Here is a 17,120-nt window from a genome sequence, read left to right as displayed (position 1 = left end):
CGGGGGCGCGGTGATGGCAGAGCAGACCCAGCTTCATGCGACGGGGATCCACAAATCCTTTGGATCGCTTGCGGTGTTGAATGGCATTGATTTCTCGGTGCATTCAAACGAGGCCGTGGGCATCGTCGGGCCGAACGGGGCGGGAAAGTCCACCCTGCTCGGCGTGCTGTCGGGGGCGACGCTGCCAACGCGCGGCTCGGTCCAGCTGAATGGTGCGGAGGTCGGCGCTCTGCCGGCGCGGGAGCGGGCAAAACAGGGTCTGGTGCGCACGCATCAGATCCCCAAGCCCTTTTCCGGCATCACCGTCTTTGAGAACGTGCTGGTGGCCGCGACCCATGCGGGCGCCAGCCGCCAGTCGGAGGCCTATGACCTGGCGCTGGACGCGCTTCAGATCTGCGGCATGATGGCGGTGGCGAACCGTCCGGCGGAAAGCGTCGGCTTGCTGGATCGCAAGCGGCTGGAACTGGCCCGGGCGCTGGCAACGCGGCCGCGCCTTCTGCTGCTGGACGAGATCGGCGGCGGGCTGACCGACGCCGAGGCCAGCGAGCTGGTGGAGACCATCCGCAAGCTGCGCGGGCGTGGCATCGGCATCGTCTGGATCGAGCATATCGTGCATATCCTGGTGCAGATCGCCGAGCGGCTGGTCTGCATGGACGCGGGCCGCATTATCGCCGAGGGCACGCCGGACGAGGTGATGAGCCATCCCGAAGTGGTCAAGGCCTATCTTGGGGGGGCGCCGGCATGAGCCTTCTGAAGATCAGCGATCTTGACGTGCGCTACGGCCAGTTCCGCGCCGTGCGCGGCGTCAGCTTTGCGCTGGAAAAGGGCGAGATCCTTGCCCTGGTCGGCGCCAATGGTGCGGGCAAGACCACCCTGCTGCGCGCGCTGGCCGGGGCCAACCCGGTGTTCAGCGGCAGCATTCAGCTGAACGGCACCGATATGACCCAGACCAGCAGCCATGCGCGCGTGGCGGCAGGGCTGGCGCTGGTGCCCGAAGGGCGCAAGCTGTTTCTGGACATGAGCGTCGAGGAAAACCTGAGGCTTGGCGCCACCGTCGGGCGGCCCGGCGACTGGACGGTCGAGCGGGTGTTCGAGACCTTCCCCAACCTTGTCAAACGCCGCCACGCGCCCACCGGCACCATGTCGGGCGGCGAACAACAGGCCACGGCGATCGGCCGGGCGCTGATGTCCAACCCCGACGTGCTGATCCTGGATGAGGTCAGCCTCGGGTTGGCGCCGCTGGTGGTCGATCAGGTCTACGCCTCGCTCGACGGGCTGCTGAAGACAGGTACGACCATCATCCTGGTCGAACAGGACCTGTCGCGCGCCATGTCGGTGTCCGACCGCGTCATCTGCATGCTGGAGGGCCGGATCCTGCTCGACAGCCCGACGGTCGACACCACGCGCGAGGCAATCACGGCGGCCTATTTCGGCACCGGTGCTCAGGCTGAGGCCCAGACTGAAGCCCAGACCGAGCCGCAGGAGGAAAACGCATGACCAACATCCTGATCCAAGCCGTGCTTCTGGGCGGCTATTACGCGCTGATTGCCTGCGGGCTGGCCTTTATGTTTCAGGTCATGCGGGTGATCAACCTCGCCCATGGCTCGCTTGCCGTGGTCAGCGCCTATGCAGTCTGGAGTCTGTCCGACTCCTTTGGGGGCTCACCCTTTGTCAGCCTGCTGGCGGTGGTACCACTGATGGGCGTGGCGGGCTGGCTGCTGCAACGGCTGGTGCTGGAGCGCGCCGTCCGCGGAGGCGAGCTGTTGCCGGTGCTGTCAACTTTTGGCCTGGCCATCGTGCTCGACAACCTGCTGTTCCAGCAGTTCGGTGCCAATACACGGTCCCTGTCGCCGATGGTTGGCGATCTCAGCTGGGAGGCCTTTGAGCTGCCCGGCAATATCTATGTCGGCAAGCTGCCGGTCTATATCCTGATCACGGTGATCGTGATCATCGGCGCGCTGGACCTACTGTTAAAGCGCACAGCGCTTGGTCGCCAAATCCGCGCCACCGCGGCTGACCCAGATACCGCCGGGCTGGTCGGTGTGGATGCGCGTCGGACCGCGGGCATCGCAGCGGCACTGGCCTGCATGACCGTTGCCGTCTCTGGCGCGGCGCTTGGTCTGCGCGGCACATTCGACGCCTATGCGGGTGCACCACAGCTGCTGTTTGCCTTCGAGGCCACGATCATCGGCGGCGCCCGCTCGCTCTGGGGGGTGCTTGCGGGCGCCATCGTGCTGGCCGTGGCGCAATCCTTCGGCGCCCAAATCCATCCGCAGGGCTTTTTACTGGGCGGGCATCTGGTTTTTCTGGTCGTGCTCTTCGTCCGGCTGGCGCTGAAAGGCAGATCGCTCAATCTGATGCATATCCTGCGAGCCACCGGAAAAGGAGCGGCGCAATGACCATCCATCGCTGGACATGGCAGTCCCAACTCACCTTTGCCCTGGCCGCCGGAGTGATCGCGATCCTCGGGCTGGTTCCGAGTTTTGCATCCGACGGGGTGATCGAGCGGCTGACCGTGCTGTTCATCTATGTGATCCTCGCCGCGATGTGGAACGCGCTGGCGGGCTATGGCGGGCTGGTCTCCATCGGCAACCAGCTGTTCTTCGGGCTTGGCGCCTATGCGACGATCCGGCTGGCGGATGCGGGGATCAACCCCTTTGCCGCCATGTCTCTGGGCGCCGGGATTGTGGCCGGGCTGAGCTGGCTGCTGTCGCTCTTCATGCTGCATCTGCGTGCGGGCGAGTTTGCCATAGGCATGTGGGTGCTGGCCTCGATCGCGCATCTCTGCGTCAATCTCGACCCGCTGATCCAGGGCGAGACCGGCACCTCGCTGATCGCGCTCAACGCCTATGCCATTGATGCGCGGCGGGTGTTGATCTTCTGGGCGGCACTCATCGGCATGGTGGGGCTGCTGGCGCTGCTGTTTGCGGTGCTGCGCACGCCCTCGGGGCTGGCCATGCAGGCGATCCGCGACAATGAGGAAGCGGCGGATTCCGTTGGTGTGAACCCGATGCGCACCAAGCGGCTGTTCTTCGTGCTGGCGGGTTTTGGCACCGCCGTCGCGGGCGCACTCTGGCTGGCCCAGGTCTCGGCCTTCCAGCCCAAGACCTATTTCAGCGTGCAATGGACGGCCTATATGATCTTCATGGTGCTCGTCGGCGGGCTTGGCCGGTTCGAGGGCGCCATCCTCGGCGCGCTGATCTTCTTTGCTGCCGAGACCTGGTTTGCCGACACCGGCGTCTGGTATCTGATCGGCCTGGGGGCAGCGGCACTGCTGTTCTCGCTGCTGCTACCAAAGGGGCTGTGGGGCTGGATCGCCACCCGCACGGGTGTCAGCCTGATGCCGCTGGGCTACCGCGTTCATGTCGACACCCAATCGGAAACAGGGAGGTAACATTATGCTCTTTGGCAAAACCATCGTGGCCACTGGTGCTGCCAGCGGCATCGGACGCCGCACCGCCGAGATGGCGGGTCTGTGGTCAACGTGGCCGCCATCGCCCGCACAACGGAGTTCCCGACCCTGCGGAGATCGTGGCGCAGCACGATATTCCAAACGATGCGGGTTATCCGGTGTCCGAGGAAATCCTGCTGGTCTGGACCATGCTGGCCACGCATCAGGAGCAGTTCAAGGGCCGTGGCATCCGGGTGAACGCGGTGTCCACAGGCCCGGTCGAAACGCCGATCCTGCAACAGTTTCGCGATGTTCTGGGCGACGAGCGGGTCAATTCCAACGTCGATGCCGTGGGTCGCGCGGGAACACCGGACGATATCACGCCTGCGATCCTGTTCCTCTGTTCGGATGCGGCGCGCTGGATCAACGGCACCAATCTTGCGACCGATGGCGGGCTGGAGGCTGCCGTCACCGCCACGACAAACGCGTTCTGACGGTGATCGTGCTGTCCGAATAGAAATTCGGCCTGCATTGGGCCGTAAAGGCCAGCGCACCGCAGCGGGCGCGCTGGTCTGGGGATTTCCGTCTTAGAACGGATAGTGCTGGTTCGGGTCTTCGATGGTGATCCAGCGCAGGTCGGTGAATTCAGCGATTGCTGCCTTGCCACCAAACCGGCCATAGCCGGAATCGTTCACGCCACCAAAGGGCATCTGTGGCTCATCCGCGACGGTCGGACCGTTGATGTGGCAGATGCCGCTCTTGATCTTCTTGGCAGCGGACAGTGCGCGCTGGATGTCCTGGCTGAACACCGCAGCCGACAGGCCATATTCGGTGTCATTGGCCACGCGGATCGCCTCGTCGTCGCCCTTGACGCGGATGATCGACTTGACCGGGCCAAAGCTTTCCTCGCCATAGATGCGCATATCAGACGTCACACCGTCCAGCAGGGTTGCGGAATGCATCGCCCCGTCGCGCGCACCACCAGCGATGCATTTCGCGCCCTTGGATGTGGCATCGGCAATCAACGCGTCCATCTTTTCGCCAGCCTCGGGGGTCACCAGCGAACCCAGCACGACCTGACCACGCGGATCGCCGTAGGGCAGTTTCGACGCGCGGTCGGCCATTTTTTGTGCAAAGGTATCGGCGATTTCCTCGTCGACGATGATGCGTTCCGTCGACATGCAGATCTGGCCCTGGTTCATGAAGGCGCCAAAGATCGCAGCATTCACCGCACCGTCGATATCGGCGTCGGACAGCACAACCAGCGGCGCCTTGCCGCCGAGCTCCAAGAGCGACGGCTTGAGGTTCTCACCGGCCAGACGCCCGATGATGCGCCCCACGGCAGAGGAGCCGGTGAAGTTCACATGCTTGACCTCGGGGGCCTCGATCAGCGCCTTGACCACTTCGGCGGCATCGACAGGCGCGTTCGAGATATAGTTGACAACGCCTTCGGGCAGACCCGCCTCGACGAAACAATCGACGATCAGGCGGTGGGTCTTGGGGCAAGCCTCAGAGCCTTTCAGGATCACCGTATTGCCGCAGGCCAACGGCATGGCCAGCGCGCGGGTGCCAAGGATCACCGGCGCGTTCCACGGCGCGATGCCAAGGCAAACACCCTTGGGCGTGGCGACGCCCATGGCCAGGGTCCCGGGTTTGTTCGAGGGGATCACCTCGCCACCGATCTGGGTGGTCATCGCCGCCGCTTCGCGGATCACACCCGCCGCCAGCATGACGTTGAAGCCCGCCCAGGGGCCGGTCGCGCCAGTTTCGGTGATCATGGTTGCGATGAATTCATCCGCCTTGGAGTCCATGATATCCGCTGCCTTGTTCAGCAGGGCGCGGCGCTCACCGGGGCCGGTTGCGGCCCATGCGGGAAAGGCCGCGCCAGCCGCCGTGGCGATCGCTGCCGCGTCGACTACCTTGGCGGCCGCCGCGGTCGAGGCCACGTCGCCCGTGACCGGGTCGATCCGGTCGAACGTGCCCTTGCCTGACGCATCGGCGTCCTTGTTGTTGACTACAAATGCCACTGTCATCTTGGTTTCCTCCTCGGGTGGGTCTTGCGTCGGGACATTGCCCGTCTGTCAGGTCTGGTTCTCACGCATGCGTACAAGCGCGGCGAGCAGGCGATTCATTGGCACATCTATACCGCGTTTGGGGCCAATCTGTTCAACATATCCGTTGAGCGACTCGATTTCGGTCCTGCGGCCAGCCTCGACGTCCTGCAGCATCGAGGGCTTGTGGCCGGTGTGTTGTTTCAGAGCGAAGTCGATCTGTTTTCTCACCGCACCGATATCGCCGGTGACGCCTTCGGCGGCACCAACGGCCAGCACCTCGGCGGCGATGTCCTGGGCCAGCTCTGCGCCGAGGTGCTCGGCAATCGCGCCGACGGTGCCCGCGCCCAGAACGGCGGTGGCGTTCATCGCACAGTTGAACGCGGCCTTTTGCCAGACCTGCGCCGCGGCGGCATCGGTCCAGGTCAGCTGGTCGCCGTCAAGCTCAGCCGCGAGCCGCGCGGCCGGCCCATTTGCGTCCAGCGCGTCAAAGGGGGTGTAGGCCATGCCGTGGCTGGCCACATGACCCGGCCCGCGCAGATCGCCCGGCGTCATGGTGCAGCCAAAAAGGACCTGTCCATCCGGCACCCGCGCCTGCACGCGCGCGACATTGCCGAGCCCGTTTTGCAGCGTCAGCACACAGGCGCCGCCGTCGATCAATGGCGCGATGCCCGCCAGCGCCCCGTCCGTATGCATCGTCTTGGTCAACAGGATCACCAAATCGACCTGCGGCGCCTGATCGGGCCGCATCGCCGGGATCGGAAGGTGCTCGGTCCGGTCGTCCCAGTCCACACGCAGCCCATCCGCGTTGATCGCGGTCAGATGCGCCTCGTTCAGGTCGAGCAGCACGACCTCATGCCCCGCCGTGTGAAGCTCCGCACCGATCACCGATCCAAGGGCGCCCGCGCCGAGTATTGCGATCTTCATCCTGTTTTCCTTTCAATCCGACCTAGCTGCCTAAGACCTGCGGCAGCCACATCACCAGCCCCGGAAAGGCCAGCAAGACGACCACGCGCAGGATCTCGGCGCCAAAGAAGGGCAGCACACCCTTAAATGTTTCGGACATTGGGGTGTCTTTCGCCAGTGCCGAGATGACAAAGACATTCATGCCCACGGGTGGCGTGATCAGGCCCAGTTCCACGACGATCAACGCCAGGATGCCGAACCAGATCTTCAGGTCCTCGGTGCTCATGCCATAGCCCGACCCTTCGGCGCCCATATAGAGCCCGCCGTTCAACTCGACCAAGACGGGCCAGAAGAACGGGATGACCAGCAGGATCATCGACAGGCTGTCCATCAGGCACCCGAGCAGGATCAGCGCGACCAGCAGCAGGATCATCACCATCATCGGCGCCATGCCGGACTGGATGATCCACTCTGCGGTCGCCTGCGGCAGGCCGATGCGGGACATGAAGATCTTCATCAGCTCCGCGCCCAAGAGGATCAGGTAGATCATGCCCGTGGTCGAGGCCGTCTCGCGCAGGGCGCCGATCATATCGGTCAGGCGGATTTCGCGGGTGATCACCCCGTAGAGCCAGACCAGCGCCACGCCGATGGAGGCCGCCGGTGTCGGGTTGTAGAAACCGCCATAGATACCGCCCAACACGATGCCAAAGATCACCAGCACCGGGATCATGCCCAGGGTTGCAGCGCGGAATTCTGCCCCGCCGACACCGCCATGTGCGGGGCCGGCCTCCGGCTTGATCCAGACGTAGATGACGATAGTCAGGATGAACAGCACCACGGCCAGCAGGCCCGGCAGCAGCGCGGCGGCAAACATGGTGACGATATTCGCCTCGACGATGATCGCGTAGATGATCAGAACCACCGAGGGCGGGATCAGGATGCCAAGGACGCCACCCGCCGCCAAAGTGCCGGTCGCCAGCGCGCCGGAATAGCGGTATTTCGCAAGCTCGGGCAGCGCCACGCGGCCCATGGTCGAGGCGGTGGCCAGCGACGATCCGCAGACCGCGCCAAAACCCGCGCAGCCCGCAATCGCCGCCATGGCGGTGCCGCCACGCATCCAGCCAAGCCAGGCATTGGCCCCCCGGAACAGCGCATGGCTGAGGCCCGCCCTGGAGGCCAGCGCCCCCATCAGCACAAACATCGGCACCACCGACAGGTCGTAGACAGAGAACTGCCCGTAGGCCAGCGTCTTGAGCTGGTTGAACACCGGCGCGATGCCATTCACCAACGCGATGCCGACGCCCCCCACGAGGATCATCGCATAGGCGATGGGAATGCGGATGGCGATCAGCGCAACAAGAATGACAAGCGCCGCGATGCCCAGCATAAGGGGATCAGTCATGGCGGCCTCCGTTTGACAGCCCACGGATGTCCTGCGTCAGCGTGGTCAGCGCGGCTACGGCCAACAGGGCAAGGGAGGCGAGGATGGGGATATAGGCCAGCCAGACCGGGATCTGCAGGATCGAGGTTTCATAGCCATAGGTTTTCTGATCGAGCATGCCATCGTACATCCGCCACAGCATCAGCAGGGCAAAAAGCAGCGCGATCACCGAGCCGAGAAGACTGAGAAAGGCCAGCATGCGCGGCCCGGCCCGCTGGGTAAAAATGTCTGCGGACACATTCGAGCGTGCCAGCTGGCAATAGGGCAGAAAGGCGAAGGCTGCCACGGCGACGCCTATCTCGGTCATCTCGAAATCACCGGACACGGGCCAGCCGACCAGCGTGCCCAGCACCGAGGCGACGTTCATCACCACCACCGCCAGCAATAGCGCACCGCCCAGCAGCGCCCAAGCGGTAACCGCCGTCGCGACCGCCCCGGTGCCTTCGGGGCGGCCTGTCGTTTCCATCACCTCTGCCAAACTCAATCCGCCGTGTTCTTGGCGACCAGCGCACGGGCCTTTTCTACCAGTGCGGTACCATTGATGCCTTTGCCAGAGACCTCTTCGATCCAGCGGTCCACGACGGGCTGCATGGCGTCGAGGAAGGGCTGGCTTTGTTCCTCGCTCAGAATGCGATGCGTGTTGCCCGCCTCTGTAGCGACCTTGATGCCAAAATCGTCCGAGGCACGCCAGATGTCGCCCACCTGCCCCCACCAGTCACGATCCGAGGCATCGCGGAAGGCCTGCTGGATATCTTCCGGCAGCCCGTCCCAACGAGTCTGGTTCATCGACACCTGGAAGGTCGTGTTGCCAAAGCGCTCACGCTCATTGAGTTCGACTTGGTATTTGGTCTGATCCTGGATCTTCAGCGGCGGGATGATTTCCCACGGGATCAGCGCACCATCGACCACGCCCTTTTGCAGCGCGGACGGCAGTTCGGGCACCGGCATCGCCACCGGGGTGGCGCCAAGCGCCTCAATCACCCAGCCGCCCGTCCGTGTCGGGATACGCAGCTTTGCCCCCTCAAGGTCGTCCAGGCTGGAGACATCCAGATCGCCGGTATGCAGCGCCTGACCGGCATGTACATGCAGGAACATCACTTCGACGCCCTTGTACTCCTCGGCAAGCTCACCGTCGAACATGTCATAGAGCGCAAGGTTCGCGGCCCGCGGGTCGTTTTTGTAGACGGTCGGCAGTTCCATCACCTCGGTGCGCGGGAATAGCCCCGGCGTATAGCCGTTCACCGTCCAGACCAGATCGACAATGCCATCGCGCGCCTGCTGGATCAGCTCCGGCGGACGCCCGCCAAGGGTCATGGACGGAAAGATCTCGATCTTGACGCGGCCACCCGAATGTTCTTCGACCGCCTTGGCCCAGGGCTCCAGCATCTTTGTCTGCGCCGGGGCCTGCTGCCCTAGAAAATGGTGCAGGCGGAAAGTATAGTCCTGCGCACTTGCGCCAGATGCGAGTGCAAGACTGGAGGCGGCAATGAATAGTGCGCCCATAAAGTTACGACGGTGCATAGATATCTCCCCCTAATGTGCTTCCCTTGCCCAAGACGGGCGACTCCTCCGAAAAGCAGGATGGACGATGGAAGGGACGGTGCTTAAAGTCCAAATGATAGTTTGGATAGAGACTATTCAGAAAAATGATAAACCCACGCCGCCTCGACCTGAACCTGCTGGACCTGTTGCTTCAGATCTATGACTCGCAATCCGTGTCGGTTGCCGGCGCGAATCTTGGCCTCAGCCAGCCCGCCACGTCGAATGCGCTGGCGCGTCTGCGTCAGATGCTGGACGATCCACTGTTCATTCGCGGTGCGCGGGGGATGGAGCCAACGCCTTTTGCCGAACGGATCGTTCCCGACATCCGCGAGCATCTCTCTGGTATTGCATCAGTCCTGAACGATGCGGCAAGTTTCGATGCCTTGAGCAGCACGCGGACCTTTCGCCTGTCCCTGTCTGGGCTGGGCGAGCAGGTCTTCCTCGCACCGCTTGCCCGGCGCGTGTTCGAACGTGGGCCGGGCATCAGGCTAGAAAATGCCTCCTCGCCATTCCTCGACCTGACCCGGACCCTCGCGACACGGGAATCGGAAATGGCCATCGGCCTGTTGGAAATGCAGGATGCGCAGCTTCGGCAGATGCATCTCTTTGACGAGGATTACCGCGTGATTGGCCCGCCGGGCCTGTCGCCCCGGCGCGCGGCCACCGTGGACCTGTGCCAGGAGCGGATCGTGATGGCGGTGCCCAGCCTGACCTATGCTGACGATGTCGAACAGGTGCTTGCCGAACGCGGATTGGCCAACAATGTCTGTATGCGGATCCGCAATTTTGGCGCCTTGCCAGAGCTGCTCTCGACCCTGAACGCCTTTGCCATTGTGCCCGGCTATCTCGGGCGGCGGATGGTCGAGGCGGGACAGGCCACGCTTCTCGACATGACTTTACCGCGCGGACGTCAGAAGGTGCAGCTCGTCTGGCACATCAACACAATGCAGGATCCCGGCTGTGTCTGGCTGCGCGAGCAGATCAGGGACCTGTTTCAAAACCCCGACATCTGCGACAATGCCGACAATAGCCCGGATCGCGCGTAGCGTCAGGTCGTCCACCAACTTCGGAGCAAACTGAATGGCCACACCGATGAACGGGTCTCTGATCAAGGCCTTCGAACTCCTCGACCTCTTTTCGGAGCAGCAACCGCAGGTAACGGCGGCCGAGGTTGCGCGTTCGCTGGAAATGAGCGCCAGCTCGGCGCATCGGTTTCTCATCACGCTGGAGGAAGTCGGGGCCGTGGTGCAGGTACGTCGGGGGGCTTATAGCCTCGGCCACCATATCGAGCAGCTTGGCCGTATCGCGGAACGCACCAATCCGCTGGCGACGCTTGTTCAGCCAGTCATCGCCCAGATCAGCAGCCGCCTGAATGAATCCGTCATGGCGGGGCAGATCACCCGCGAGGGGGTCGTCTGTCTGGCCACGGCCATCGCGCCGCGTCCGATCTCGGTAAACATCCAAGTGGGCCGGATGCTGGAGCTTCACGTCTCGGCGCAGGGCAAGCTCTGGCTTGCGCATATGGAGCCTGCGGAGCGCGCCGCGCGGATCGGCGATTTGATCCGGACCGGCAAGATGACCAAGGCCGATGCCCAGACCCTGAACCGCGAAATCGACGGTGCGCGACAGGACGGATTCGCCTGCAATCGCGGCGAAAGCGAGCCGGACATCGGGGCCGTGGCCGTTCCGGTCTTTGACGAGGCCGGAGGGCTGCGCCTGACACTCTCGGCCTTTGGCATGGCCAGCCGTTTTTCGACGGACCACGTGACACGCATTGCAGCAAGCCTCGCTGAGGCGGCACAAGAAGTTTCAAACGCGATCCCGCAATAGCCTGGATCCCGCAATAGCCTGTCAGGACGCTTGACAAATATCGCCGGGCTCTCAATCATTTATGAGATATCTATCTCACTATATGAGAAAATACACGAGGCCGAGATGAGTGACGATAAGAAAATGACCGCCGGAGCTGCGCTGCTGTCGCGTTTCAGCGCCTTGGGCGTGGACTATGTATTCACCAACTCCGGCACCGATTTTCCCCCTGTTATCGAAGGCTTATCCGAAGCCGAGGCCGAAGGAATGTCGCTGCCGCGCACCGTCACTGTGCCGTTTGAGAGCGCCGCGATCGGCATGGCGCATGGCTATACGCTGGCCACGGGCCGCCCGCAGGCCGTCATGGTGCACACCAATGTGGGCCTTGCGAATGTGGCCATGGGCGCGATCAATGCTGCCTGCGACAACATCCCGATGCTGCTGTTCTCGGGCCGCACACCGACGCTGGAAAAAGGACGGCTGGGTGCCCGCACCGTGCCCATCGGCTGGGGACAGGAGATGCTCGATCAGGCCAGCCTGATCCGAGAGGCCACCAAATGGGATTACGAGCTGCGCTTCCCCGAACAGGTCTTTGACGTCACCGACCGCGCCCATGGCATCGCCGCCTCTACGTCCAAGGGGCCGGTCTATATCAGCCTGCCGCGCGAGGTCCTCTGCGAGACGGTGCCCGCCAAGGGCGCCCTGCGTCGCCCGCAGATGCGCCCCGTCACCATTGCGCCCGACCCCGCCACGATGGGTGAGGTCGCCCGGCTGCTGGTGGAGGCAAAGCACCCGGTGATCTTTGCCCAACACGGTGCGGGATCACAGGAGGCCTTTGCCGCGCTGGCGCGCCTGACGGCAGAATGGGGCATCCCGGTCTGCCAATACTGGGCCGTGGAGCTGGCGCTATCAACCACGCACCCGATGGCAACCGGGCCGGACCCGCGCCCATGGCTGGAAAAGGCCGATGTGATCCTCTGCCTCGACGTGCTGGCGCCCTGGGCGCCGACAGATGTGGAACCGCTGGAAGACACCACCGTCATCCAGATCGGCCCGCGTCCCTTGCAGGAACGCTCGGGCGTGCGCAATTTCCGCTGCGATCTGGGCGTGACCAGCGAGGTTGCCCCCGCCATCCTCGCGCTTGAGGCCGCGCTTTCGAAATTCACGGACAGCGATGGCACGGCGGCGGCCCGCGGCAAGGCCGTCGCCCAGGCGAATGAGGCCGACAGAACGGCCCGTTTCGACGCGGCACTGGCCGATGAAAATGCCACGGCCCTGACCAAGCGCTGGATCAGCCACGAGCTGTCGCTGCATTTGCAGGATCGCGAGGCGTCCGTCTTCTCAGAGCTCGGCTGCCAGCTGCCCTCGATGAAGCTCGAAACACATCAAAGCTGGTTCGACGGGCCGCATGCCGGGGGCCTCGGCTGGGGCTTCCCTGCAGCGATGGGCTTTGCCCTCGCGCGGCCCGAGCGGGTGGTAGTGGCGACCATGGGCGATGGCTCCTACATGTTCGCCAATCCCGTCGCCTGCCACCAGATCGCCGAGGCGCTTGACCTGTCGATGCTGGTACTGGTGCTGAATAACGCCGAATGGGGCGCGGTGCGTCAGTCTGTGCTCGACGTCTACCCCGACGGCCATGCCTCACGTGCCAACACGGTGCCGCTGACGGACCTCTCGCCCAGCCCGAACTTCGTGAAAGTCGCCGAGGCGTCCCGTGCTTTTGCGCGCCACGCAAAGACCGTGGCCGAGTTCCGCAACGCCCTGACCGAGGCTCTCGATCACGTCGCGGCGAAGAAGGGGCTGGCGCTCATTGAAGTCGCGATTTCAAAGTCCTGAAGTCAGTCTGGTTTCGTCGGATGGAGCAGTGGCATTCGCCCCTTCACCCTCTGGATTGGATCCGGCCTGCAAACACAGGCCTTGCGCCCAAGCTTAGTGCCGGATGCCGTGTTCGCGGACAGCTCCGGGGTAGGACAGCCATGATTTGGGCTTCGCTGACTCCTGTCATATTCATCGGAATCGTCTCGTTCATCGCGCCGAGAAAATTCTACTTCCGCATCCCCTGAAGATCGGGGGGGGGATTACCCGCAGTGTCCTGAGCTGATGAAAGTCGGATGGTGGAAAACATCGCAAGATCCCCAGCGCCATCCCTGTTTCATTGGATACTTTCAACATCTTGGTCGATATTTAGCCCGTACCGCGTGTGCCGTCGTTCGCCGGTTCGGCTGAACGCCCCCTTCTCGACCAGGTCCTGCAGATCGCGGGTCGCGGTTGCCCGTGAGGTTCCGGTGATCTTGAGGTAGTTCTCGGCGCTGAGGCCGCCCTTGAAACCGCCAGGGCCTTCCCGAAACATCCGGGCGATGACCTTGGCCTGGCGCGCGTTCAACTGGTCTCTGTGGCGATCATAGAAACGTGCCTTGTTGATAAAGAACCCCACGCGATCAAGTGTAACTTGTTGGGCGGTCAAAACAATTTCCGCGAACCAGATGAGCCACGCTGTGACGTCGAGCGTCTTTTGATGCTGTTCGAGCAGCGCGTAGTAAGCCTTGCGTTCTTTTTCGATGGTAAAGGCAAGCGCGATGAGGGTTGGCTGACCAATGTTCTGCGCCAGCGACTTTTCAGCCAGAGCGCGGCCGAGCCGACCGTTGCCATCTTCAAAGGGATGGATGCTCTCAAAATAAAGGTGGCTGAGCCCTGCGCGGGTCAGGGCCGGGAGTGGTTCTGTCCCCTCCGGCCTGGTCTTGTTGAACCAGGCGGCGTAACGCTCCATCTCAGGCATAACCCGTGCTGAGGGCGGCGCTTCGAAATGGATCGTTGGCCTATCAAAGCGACCGGAAACGATTTGCATCGCCTCAGCGTGTTGTCGATATGCGCCGATGGTTTCCAATTGGCGATCATGGGACAGCAGCATCCGGTGCCAGCGGAACAATGTTTCGTGCCTCAGCAGATCCGCAAAGCCGGAATAGACATCGACCATCATTTCCGCCACGCCCTGCTCGCGCGGCTTGGAAGGGTAGCTGTCAGGGGCGAGCCCCAGATGGCGTCGCAGCGAAGATTGGACGCTGAGCCGGTCGAGAATTTCACCCTCAATGGCGCTTGTCTGCATTGCTTCTTCGCTGAGCAATTCGATGCGCAGTTGCTCGCGTGCTGGCTGGCTGACATGATGAACCGCGCCAAGAATTTCCCCCGACGACAGTAGAAACTTCTGTTCGAACGATTCGAGAGCAGAGGCGTCGTACCGGAAATCCGGCCAACCCGGCAATGTCCAATTCCAAGCCATGAGGTATAGATGCCCTTTCTATAGCTCACATATATTACATTTATGAGCTATAGGAGGCAATACTATTGCTCAAAGTAACCCTTGGACGGCAATCGGCGCAGACTGACGCAAGGCGCGGCCATGCTATTTCGCCTGCGTGAACTGCTGATCTGGCAACGTGCCCAGGCGATCAATGCTCTGTGCAGCCATCCGCCCGGCCAGGTTTCAAAGGCTCGTCACATATCCAAACCTGAGGGCGATGCGGTGGTTTACACGCCATAATCCTTATGATCTGCATTATGAAAAATCACTGCATCACCTAACGCGGCCTGAAATAAAAGATGACAACGCGTTAGGCGATGCGCCCGCCAACGACGGCATTTGTGATGGCTTCCGCTTGGTCATCAGATTTGTCGATCCTTTTGAGGTGCAGTAATCCGTCAACTGCATTTCTGAAACCTTGCCGGCAATCGAAACGACATTGACGATTGCACCGCCTTGGTCCTTCATCAGGCGAATACCGGTTTGGGTGCCAAAGAACATGCCGTCGGAATTGACCGCGTGGGTCTGTCGCCATTTTTCCGGCGTGATGTCCAGGACACTGGTAAATCGGCAATACCCGCGTTGTTCACCAACACCTCAAGCTTGCCATGTTTCGCAGTAACCTCTTTGCCCAGACGCTCCCATTCGGCGAAGTTGGTGACATCCTGGGCCATCGTGTCGATCGAGAGCTCGGGATGATCCACGAAGGCCGCCTTCAGCCCCTCAGTGTGACATCCGTTGCAATCACCTTGCCGCCTTCGCGGGCAAATTCAATGGCTGCACATTGACCAATGCCCTTGGCTGCACCGGAGATCCAGATGGTCTTTCCTTCAAAACGTTTCATATATCTTTCCTCCACTGTGGCAGAATTGCCGTTTAATTTCATTGCTCTAAGAAAACTCAAGTGGCCTGGTACAGCGTGACAACACAGGCGAAGACTGTGCTGCAAGCCGATGCCCGCGCCATCGATCTGACGTCTTTGCGAAACATGGCGATTGGGTGTGTGATGGCATGACGGCTGGCCTTGGCCGTGACATCATCCATGTTGAAGGCCTTCCGCATTTTCCTGCGCGCGTAGTCGTTCCCGGACTTCTGACTTGATGACCTTGCCGACTCTCGATCTGGGTAAATCGTTCCAATGCGTCGCGCGAGCGAACCGGCGAAATGGGTGCCGCACCGTACCAGAAACATTCCACCGAACTCAGATCGCTGTAATCCAGGCGTGGATTGTCCAGCAGCATGTAAATGACGGTTGGTGGCAGGAATGTAAGCGTGACCTTGTGGATCTCAATCAGATCAAGGAATGTATCCATGTCGGGCGTTTTCATGATCACGATCTCGCAGCCCATTGCCATCACAGGAAAGCAAAGCACCCCCGCCGCGTGGGTCAGCGGTGCGACGGCCAAATACACCGGGCGTTGCGAAAATGGATAACCCATGAGGGTCATGGCGCTCATGACTTCCATATTTCGACCCGTCAGCATGACGCTTTTGGGTTTCCCGGTTGTTCCGCCTGTGCCTGGCAGCAGTGCAATATCGTCAATTGGGTCTACATGGACAGCTGCGATCTCACCCGTCGGAAGCCAAGCCTTGAGGGATTGGGCAAAATCCAATTCGGCATCAAGACAGACCCAGGCTGTTATTTTTGGTAGCTTGCTCTGCATCGCCGCGACCATCTCGTGATAATCGCTGTAAAAGATCAGAACCTTGCAGTCCGTCCCGTCCAGAAGATCCGCGTTCACGGCAAGTTCATTGCGCGGGTTGATGGGGCACCACACGGCGGCGGCTCTTGATATGCCAAAGACACAAGAGAATGCGACCGGATCGTTCGAGGACAGGATCGCCACCTTGTCTCCCGCAGCAACGCCGGACTGCTGCAAGGCATGTGAAACACGATGGCTGAAGGCCTGGACATCGCCATAGCTGTGGCTTTGTCCGGCCATCGTCAGACAGGGAGCCTTGGCGCCCAGACTTGCCCCTTTGTCTAGAAAATCAATCAAACGCATGACACTTCCCCTGTGCAAAGACGATGGGCGCCGGTTGCCCAATCTGAGCGGCAACCGGCCTCCATGTCGTGATCAATCCTGAATGGTCAGGTTCGGTTTCATGATCAGCCCAAAGGCTTGCAGCTGGCCCAGGAGCTGACGGTGGCCAAAGGTTTGGCAGGCGCTGGCAAAGCCAACCCGATCTGGTTTTTGTTGCAGTAACGAAAACGCGGCATAGGCCTGCAACGTGTTTCCAGACAGATGTTCGCCGCGATCTCGCCGGTGGTGTACATCTGCGCCACGTTGGGCACCAGCAACAGGCCCTTTTCTGCGAACTTGTCGCCCCCAGTCCTGCTCGCATTTCAGAACCCAGTCCTGCTCTCCGGTGGTGTCGGTGTAGTGGCATCCTGCGGCCAAACAAGCCTCCACCACCTCAGGGCCATATTTGATGAAGGGGCCGACCATATTGGACACAACCTCTGCGCCCTTGAACAGCTCGGTCAGAGCCTCGACGGTGTGGTCGACTTCGACCACCTCATAATCGGCAGATTCAATTCCCGGGATTTTATCGACAACAGCCTGAATGCGTGCCTTGTCACGCCCCGCAGCGATGAAGGGGAGATCACCCGCACCGCATTCAACGGCGCCGATCTGTCTGGTGGCGAACAATGTCTAACAATGGAAAAGCTCGAACCAT

18 protein-coding genes and 1 pseudogene are annotated in these 17,120 nt (G+C 61.8%); 9 read left to right on the top strand and 10 right to left on the bottom strand.

What is annotated here, in order from left to right:
• Positions 1-13: 13 nt before the first annotated feature.
• The 5 genes from ARCT_RS0100740 to ARCT_RS27345 are packed head-to-tail and all read left to right on the top strand — an operon-like array spanning position 14 to position 3,885.
• The gene (locus ARCT_RS0100740) at positions 14-745 is read left to right on the top strand and encodes an ABC transporter ATP-binding protein (protein WP_027238391.1); all 732 of its coding nucleotides are present in this window, start codon (positions 14-16) and stop codon (positions 743-745) included.
• Entirely contained in the window at positions 742-1,497 is a 756-nt protein-coding gene (locus ARCT_RS0100735; protein WP_027238390.1) for an ABC transporter ATP-binding protein, read from the top strand. Before ARCT_RS0100740 ends, ARCT_RS0100735 begins: the two co-directional genes overlap by 4 nt.
• Complete coding sequence (locus ARCT_RS0100730) at positions 1,494-2,399, top strand: branched-chain amino acid ABC transporter permease (RefSeq protein ID WP_027238389.1); 906 nt, start codon at positions 1,494-1,496, stop codon at positions 2,397-2,399. The genes ARCT_RS0100735 and ARCT_RS0100730 overlap by 4 nt, the downstream gene beginning before the upstream one ends.
• Entirely contained in the window at positions 2,396-3,394 is a 999-nt protein-coding gene (locus ARCT_RS0100725) for a branched-chain amino acid ABC transporter permease (protein ID WP_027238388.1), read from the top strand. Before ARCT_RS0100730 ends, ARCT_RS0100725 begins: the two co-directional genes overlap by 4 nt.
• A gap of 35 nt (positions 3,395-3,429) precedes the next feature.
• Positions 3,430-3,885 carry an SDR family oxidoreductase gene (locus tag ARCT_RS27345; RefSeq protein WP_205855500.1) on the top strand — a complete coding sequence of 152 codons (456 nt, stop codon included), beginning with the start codon at positions 3,430-3,432 and terminating at the stop codon, positions 3,883-3,885.
• A gap of 93 nt (positions 3,886-3,978) precedes the next feature.
• Here ARCT_RS27345 and ARCT_RS0100715 read toward each other — a convergent pair whose 3' ends face one another.
• The 5 genes from ARCT_RS0100715 to ARCT_RS0100695 are packed head-to-tail and all read right to left on the bottom strand — an operon-like array spanning position 3,979 to position 9,310.
• The gene (locus tag ARCT_RS0100715) at positions 3,979-5,424 is read right to left on the bottom strand and encodes an aldehyde dehydrogenase (RefSeq protein ID WP_027238387.1); all 1,446 of its coding nucleotides are present in this window, start codon (positions 5,422-5,424) and stop codon (positions 3,979-3,981) included.
• A 48-nt stretch (positions 5,425-5,472) separates the two neighbouring features.
• Positions 5,473-6,369 carry a ketopantoate reductase family protein gene (locus ARCT_RS0100710; RefSeq protein ID WP_027238386.1) on the bottom strand — a complete coding sequence of 299 codons (897 nt, stop codon included), beginning with the start codon at positions 6,367-6,369 and terminating at the stop codon, positions 5,473-5,475.
• A 22-nt stretch (positions 6,370-6,391) separates the two neighbouring features.
• Entirely contained in the window at positions 6,392-7,750 is a 1,359-nt protein-coding gene (locus tag ARCT_RS0100705) for a TRAP transporter large permease (protein ID WP_027238385.1), read from the bottom strand.
• Positions 7,743-8,255, bottom strand: a complete 513-nt coding sequence (locus ARCT_RS0100700) for a TRAP transporter small permease (RefSeq protein WP_027238384.1) — start codon at positions 8,253-8,255, stop codon at positions 7,743-7,745. The genes ARCT_RS0100705 and ARCT_RS0100700 overlap by 8 nt, the downstream gene beginning before the upstream one ends.
• A gap of 14 nt (positions 8,256-8,269) precedes the next feature.
• Complete coding sequence (locus ARCT_RS0100695; RefSeq protein ID WP_240476180.1) at positions 8,270-9,310, bottom strand: TRAP transporter substrate-binding protein; 1,041 nt, start codon at positions 9,308-9,310, stop codon at positions 8,270-8,272.
• A gap of 125 nt (positions 9,311-9,435) precedes the next feature.
• On the opposite strand from ARCT_RS0100695, the gene ARCT_RS0100690 reads away from it, so the two are divergent.
• The 3 genes from ARCT_RS0100690 (at position 9,436) to ARCT_RS0100680 (ending at position 12,976) form a co-directional block, all read left to right on the top strand.
• The gene (locus tag ARCT_RS0100690) at positions 9,436-10,377 is read left to right on the top strand and encodes a LysR family transcriptional regulator (RefSeq protein WP_027238382.1); all 942 of its coding nucleotides are present in this window, start codon (positions 9,436-9,438) and stop codon (positions 10,375-10,377) included.
• Positions 10,378-10,411: 34 nt separating this feature from the next.
• A complete protein-coding gene (locus tag ARCT_RS25040; RefSeq protein ID WP_051360482.1) occupies positions 10,412-11,161 on the top strand; it encodes an IclR family transcriptional regulator in 750 nt (249 codons plus the stop codon).
• Positions 11,162-11,266: 105 nt separating this feature from the next.
• Positions 11,267-12,976: a thiamine pyrophosphate-requiring protein gene (locus tag ARCT_RS0100680; RefSeq protein WP_027238381.1), complete on the top strand. Its 1,710-nt coding sequence runs from the start codon at positions 11,267-11,269 to the stop codon at positions 12,974-12,976.
• A gap of 316 nt (positions 12,977-13,292) precedes the next feature.
• On the opposite strand, the gene ARCT_RS0100675 is transcribed toward ARCT_RS0100680, so the two are convergent.
• On the bottom strand, positions 13,293-14,417 hold the full coding sequence (locus ARCT_RS0100675; RefSeq protein WP_027238380.1) for a Fic family protein: 1,125 nt from the start codon (positions 14,415-14,417) through the stop codon (positions 13,293-13,295).
• A gap of 120 nt (positions 14,418-14,537) precedes the next feature.
• Between ARCT_RS0100675 and ARCT_RS28300 the strand changes: the two genes are divergently transcribed.
• Positions 14,538-14,678 carry a hypothetical protein gene (locus ARCT_RS28300; RefSeq protein WP_169731197.1) on the top strand — a complete coding sequence of 47 codons (141 nt, stop codon included), beginning with the start codon at positions 14,538-14,540 and terminating at the stop codon, positions 14,676-14,678.
• Between the two features lie 33 nt (positions 14,679-14,711).
• Here the strand turns inward: ARCT_RS28300 and ARCT_RS27340 are convergent.
• From ARCT_RS27340 to ARCT_RS0100650, 4 genes and pseudogenes are all read right to left on the bottom strand, one after another.
• Positions 14,712-15,112 (bottom strand): annotated as a pseudogene (locus ARCT_RS27340) (SDR family NAD(P)-dependent oxidoreductase).
• Between the two features lie 41 nt (positions 15,113-15,153).
• Entirely contained in the window at positions 15,154-15,282 is a 129-nt protein-coding gene (locus tag ARCT_RS28755) for a hypothetical protein (RefSeq protein WP_276202232.1), read from the bottom strand.
• A 46-nt stretch (positions 15,283-15,328) separates the two neighbouring features.
• Positions 15,329-16,444 carry an AMP-binding protein gene (locus ARCT_RS25030; RefSeq protein WP_051360481.1) on the bottom strand — a complete coding sequence of 372 codons (1,116 nt, stop codon included), beginning with the start codon at positions 16,442-16,444 and terminating at the stop codon, positions 15,329-15,331.
• 72 nt (positions 16,445-16,516) lie between these two features.
• Positions 16,517-17,092, bottom strand: coding sequence for a DUF5938 domain-containing protein (locus ARCT_RS0100650; protein WP_027238377.1), 576 nt, complete (start codon positions 17,090-17,092; stop codon positions 16,517-16,519).
• Positions 17,093-17,120 lie beyond the last annotated feature (28 nt).

The organism is Pseudophaeobacter arcticus DSM 23566, assembly GCF_000473205.1.
GTDB classification, from domain to species: Bacteria; Pseudomonadota; Alphaproteobacteria; order Rhodobacterales; family Rhodobacteraceae; genus Pseudophaeobacter; species Pseudophaeobacter arcticus.
The sequence above is the reverse complement of the archived record's forward strand: the minus strand, read 5'-3'. Positions and strand labels throughout refer to the sequence as shown.